Here is a 4805-nt window from a genome sequence, read left to right as displayed (position 1 = left end):
TACCAATTGCCCGTTTGCGTAGCACCCTAGGAGCGAGTTTGAAACGTTTACTATCTGGGGTGCATCTGATATTTCTAAAAAAGAAGAGGCCCAGGCGCGGGGAGTGTCCGGCCTGGGCGCAGGAATTTTATTATAATTTTTGCATAATTTCAAAGGTGCGCTCTTACCATTAAGAATTAAATTCGCGTGGCGGTGCGCACCTAAAAGCGATGCAGCTTCGAAGGGAGGCAACGCTGCATCACTTGTTCAAAAGATTCCTAGGATTTAGATAGCACCTCACTAACTAAATTTCCCTTCATATTTTTGTAGTCTTCAATTTGCTTTTCTAGCTCAATATGCAGGTGATCAATCTCTTCTTTCTCCAGGATTTCTAATATGGATATATTCAAGGTTTGCTGGGCAGCACTGTAGAGGTTGAGATCAATCACATATACTATAATTTTAATTACCCGAGCATTATCTTCAATGTGGGAAAACAAAACTTTCATTTTCTGCTTGTGCAAGCCATCTATAGTCGGTATTTTTTCTTTAATAGCCTGACAAATTCGGGTAGTTTTATCAGCTGAAGTTCCATCAACTTTCAGAGTTAAATTTATACCCCACTGAAACGTCTTGGTACTCTTCTGGGACCAATTTTCCACAACTCCAGCAATCATTTGAGAATTGGGTACTTTTTTGATAGAACCCCACTCAGTAATAAGAAGTGTTGTACTTCTCAGACCAATACTGACTATCTGAACAAAACCACTTACTCCGTCCACTATTACATAGTCACCCGGTTTATAGAGACCATCAGCGTAGATAATAACTGTACAACACCAGTCATAGATAATGTCTTTGAATAACAAACCTAAGGCCACACCTGCGCCACCGAGTAGACCGATCAGTGCACCAGCAGATGCCCCCAACAAAATCTCACTGGCTTTAATGACCGCAATCATCACTGCTGTGATCTGAAAAAGCCTTGGGAAGTAGGGCACGAACAAATCGTCGAGTTCAGTTTCCGTATTTGCCGCCAATCCCGCTAGAATCTCTCCCAGTAGTGGCGCAGCACGGTAAAGAATATAGGTGGCAATGAACAGAGCGCTCACAAACAGAATTTCGGGGATTTTCTGATTCTGTTCAGGAGTAAGATGGGTTGCCACAACTAGCTGTACTACCCATAGTCCAGCCAGCCAAATTAGCCAGCCTAATGGTGCCCTAAGAATCTTAATGAACTCATCGTCTAGGGTGCTTTCTGTACCGCTAGTCAGACGCTCGATTCTGTTAATGATTATGGCAGTGAACAAGCCTCGCAATATCTGGGTGATGATGAGGATAAGCACCACAATAACTATCGTGGAAAGAGGGATGTTGGCGAACTTGAAATCGGTATCAAAGATTCTTTCTTTGATAACGTTGATTGTATTGTTGAATGTAGTTTTAAGGTTTTCCATAGTTTTTAGGAAAATGCAACAGCATAGATACACCTCTGCCTAGTTAAATGGCAAGTCGATGGCAAGTCGATGACAAGTCTCTTGGTGGAATTATTTTACTATAAATTCGGAATTTACCCAATCGTGCTGGCTATGCAATTTAAGATTGTGAGCCGCAAACATGATTTAAAGGAATTGCTCCTTTGCCAAACAGCCTAGGAGCCAGTTTTAAACCTTTAATATCTGTTTGTAGGAAAATTATTCGGTCAATCAACACTGGATTTTACCGAAAAGTATTAGCTAGTAAAAGACGGCGGAAATAGGGATCCATTACTAGCTATTGGTTTAGCGATCGCGAATCAACTGCAATCAATCAACTGCCCAGTTGGGTTGATTACAGCCATGGGCTTGTTGAATCAAAGGTCTTGTGCCCATAGTTTCCAGGGTCGTGCCAGGAGCTGATGCCGAGACCTCGAATAGCGCGGATGCACCAACCTGAGGGGCTTCCTCCCCCACTCGCGCTTTGGATCAAGACAAGCATCAAGACAACCCAGTTACTCCTGCTTGGCCAGACTTGTCAACCAAACTTGTAAACAATTAATTACCGATAAACGGCTAGTTAAACTTGAAACTAAAACTTGATCATTTGGTATACCTCCCACCATGACTAGTCTATAGTCATCTCGTAAAGACGGACATAATACTAGCATGTTCTACTTGTGATATGGGTACCCTATTTCTAAAATTAATCTAAATTCTCTTGTGTAGATGGCCGAAACAATACCCTATTGATTGGTTCTATAGCTAGTCTATCTCCCCATCTACCCATCTACCCATCTCCCCATCTCCCCACACCCCACACCCGGTCACCCTACACCCCACACCTGACGTCTTTGTAAAAAACATACCCTTGAAAGGATCAGGGGGATGAGCTTGTGATCAGCAAGTAACATCACCAGAAAGCAACTTGCTATCAGGAACTTTTGCACTTTTGGCTAAGTTCTATCTGTATGATTTACACTGATTCGCTGATTTACTAAACTAGCTACTTATTGATTAAGGCTATTCTCAGTAAAAACTCATTAAGCTAGGATTTAATAGATTTATGTAGATTGGAAATACCTAGAACTGAAGCAGCATTAAAAAATGACGATTAACCCTCTATAAAAATTAGATAATTGGTACGTTAATAAGAGCGTTAATATTATGATATATAGTAACTATTGATAGGGCATGTGATATAATTCGATTCATGATTCATAATTAGTTTTCCAGTCTAAAACTAATTATATTGAAAAATCATCCTATTTCAAAATAACCAATTACCCATTACCTTTTACCCAGCTCATGAACCTTTCATCCTCGACATCTCAAAATATGCCCCAGTCCAAGATAAAGCTAGGACTAAGGTTAGGGATTGGGGCAATAGTTCTGGTGACAGCTGCCTTAATTTTACTATTTACGCCGGTTGGGTCTTGGCTGAAGCTAGAAAATCTGAGATGGCTTCAGGAGAGCATGGGTATTTTTGGACCACTGGGGTACATTTTGATTTATATTGTTGCTACAGTACTAGCTGTTCCTGATGCGATTTTAACCTTTTCGGCTGGTGCTCTGTTTGGACTAATGCTCGGGACTTTGTGGACTGTGATTGGTGCTACTTTGGGAGCAACGGCTGCGTTTATGATTGCTCGCTTTGTTGCTGGTGATTGGGTTAAGGATAAGTTTCAGGACTCTCGTTTTAATCAACTCAGTGACGGAATTGAGCACAATGGTTTTTGGTTTGTGCTCTCCATTCGCCTGGCACCAATTTTTCCATTCAATGCGGTGAACTATTTGTTTGGGTTAACACCAATTCCTTTGCCCACTTATGTGATAGCCACCGCAGTGGGAATTATCCCGGCTACCTTTGCCTATGCTTGGTTAGGTCGCAGTGGTTTGGAAGCTATCAGCGGTAGTCCCCCCTGGCAACTGATCGGAGCACTAGTTGTATTAGCGGTGCTATCTACCACTCCCCTACTTTGGAAAAAATCAAGACTTGGGCAATAACTCTGCTGGTCGGGTGCGTTAATAACGGACTCGACACCATCAGGGGGAAGATCAGGGCGAATGAAAGTCGAGTATTGCCTAAGTCCTGACCCTAAGTCCTGACAATTTAAGGTGATTAAGGTAGAAGATTGATGAGATTGAACAGATTGCTGAAAAGACGAAGCCTTTGGTTAGCGATCGCGCTATTTATTTTGGTCCTATTGTGTTACTCGACTCCTGTAAGAGCCTTATTTAACCAGAGGTTCCTAGTGCAACAGTTGCAAGAATTAGGCCATTGGGCAATCTGTTTATTTATCCTGGTTTATGCTCTGGCAACGGTTTTAGGAATTCCTGGCACAGTACTGACTATCGCTGGTGGCACAGTGTTTGGTTTAGTTTGGGGTACCTTCTGGTCTGTTATCGGAGCAACCATAGGTGCATTAGGAGCATTTTGGGTAGCGCGTTACCTATTGCGAGATTGGGTTGAATACAAGTTCAGGCATCATAAAGCATTGGTCAGCTTCAATCAAGCAGTGATGGAAACACCCCTGATGTTTGTCTTAGCAGTACGCTTTGCCCCCATTTCTCCGTTTAATGTCGTGAATTTCTTGTTTGGTCTAACCCCGATTGGCTCGGTAGAGTATAGCCTTGGCACTTTCTTTGGGATTATTCCTGGTACCCTTGCTTATACTTGGCTGGGAGTAACTGGGGGGGAAGCTTTGCAAGGAGGCGATCGCTTACCATTTTTCCTAGCACTCAGTTTCCTAGGTATACTGTCTGCCTTGCCACTGTTGGCAAAGCGAAAAAATAAATAGTCTTCTTGTTGGTCATTCTCCTGTCCCATTCTCCTCATTGTCCCATCTTTCCCATCCTCCCTATCTCCCCTATCAATCCCAGGAAGTACCATGGCAAGAAAGCAACGTGGTATGAGTGGGTCAATAGGGAAAAAAATTTTCTGAGCAACTACCCCGACTTGGTGACATACTCCTACACTGACTCTGCTCTTACAGAGCCACTCCGCGAAGGAGTTCAGTGTAGGCTTCTTGCCAACTCCACCCAACGGTATCGGCTTTCGCCGACGCTGCGCGAACGGATACTCGGCAAGCTTTATTAACGACACGGGATGCCCCTCCGCGCCGGAACAATACAAAAATTCGATTTTTTCGCGCTGTAAATAGCTGATAAACCAGCATTTAAGGCCTTTGGCCACGCTTCGCGAACGGCTTTGTTTATCAGTACATATATTATAGCATTCCATACATACCCTGTGCAAAATTCATCCCACACCTTAGGTGTGGGATGAATTTTGCCGCACAGCTAAACTTTTCCTGAAGCGTATCCGTAAGACAAGTAAAGAACAATACA

Annotated in this window: 4 protein-coding genes; 2 read left to right on the top strand and 2 right to left on the bottom strand. The window is 43.0% G+C overall.

The genetic code is table 11. The annotated features are described in order from the left end of the window. Window positions 1-257: 257 nt before the first annotated feature. Window positions 258-1436, bottom strand: a complete 1179-nt coding sequence (locus F6K52_RS32510) for a mechanosensitive ion channel domain-containing protein (RefSeq protein ID WP_293088633.1) — start codon at window positions 1434-1436, stop codon at window positions 258-260. Between the two features lie 1326 nt (window positions 1437-2762). Between F6K52_RS32510 and F6K52_RS32505 the strand changes: the two genes are divergently transcribed. Both F6K52_RS32505 and F6K52_RS32500 read left to right on the top strand, forming a co-directional pair. Further along, on the top strand, window positions 2763-3461 hold the full coding sequence (locus F6K52_RS32505) for a TVP38/TMEM64 family protein (protein ID WP_293088631.1): 699 nt from the start codon (window positions 2763-2765) through the stop codon (window positions 3459-3461). 131 nt (window positions 3462-3592) lie between these two features. After that, window positions 3593-4255, top strand: coding sequence for a TVP38/TMEM64 family protein (locus tag F6K52_RS32500; RefSeq protein WP_293088629.1), 663 nt, complete (start codon window positions 3593-3595; stop codon window positions 4253-4255). Window positions 4256-4444: 189 nt separating this feature from the next. Here the strand turns inward: F6K52_RS32500 and F6K52_RS32495 are convergent, their stop codons facing one another. Then, entirely contained in the window at window positions 4445-4633 is a 189-nt protein-coding gene (locus F6K52_RS32495) for a hypothetical protein (protein ID WP_293088627.1), read from the bottom strand. Between the last annotated feature and the right edge of the window lie 172 nt (window positions 4634-4805).

This window comes from Moorena sp. SIO3H5, from assembly GCF_010692395.1.
In the GTDB taxonomy this organism is placed as follows: Bacteria; Cyanobacteriota; Cyanobacteriia; order Cyanobacteriales; family Coleofasciculaceae; genus Moorena.
Note: the sequence above shows the minus strand (reverse complement) of the source record. Positions and strands in the feature narration are given on the sequence as shown.

Excerpts from the sequence above, each read along its gene's own strand:
- F6K52_RS32510 (WP_293088633.1), bottom strand. The coding sequence starts at position 1,436 with ATGGAAAACCTTAAAACTACATTCAACAATACAATCAACGTTATCAAA.
- F6K52_RS32505 (WP_293088631.1), top strand. The coding sequence starts at position 2,763 with ATGAACCTTTCATCCTCGACATCTCAAAATATGCCCCAGTCCAAGATA.
- F6K52_RS32500 (WP_293088629.1), top strand. The coding sequence starts at position 3,593 with ATGAGATTGAACAGATTGCTGAAAAGACGAAGCCTTTGGTTAGCGATC.
- F6K52_RS32495 (WP_293088627.1), bottom strand. The coding sequence starts at position 4,633 with ATGCTGGTTTATCAGCTATTTACAGCGCGAAAAAATCGAATTTTTGTA.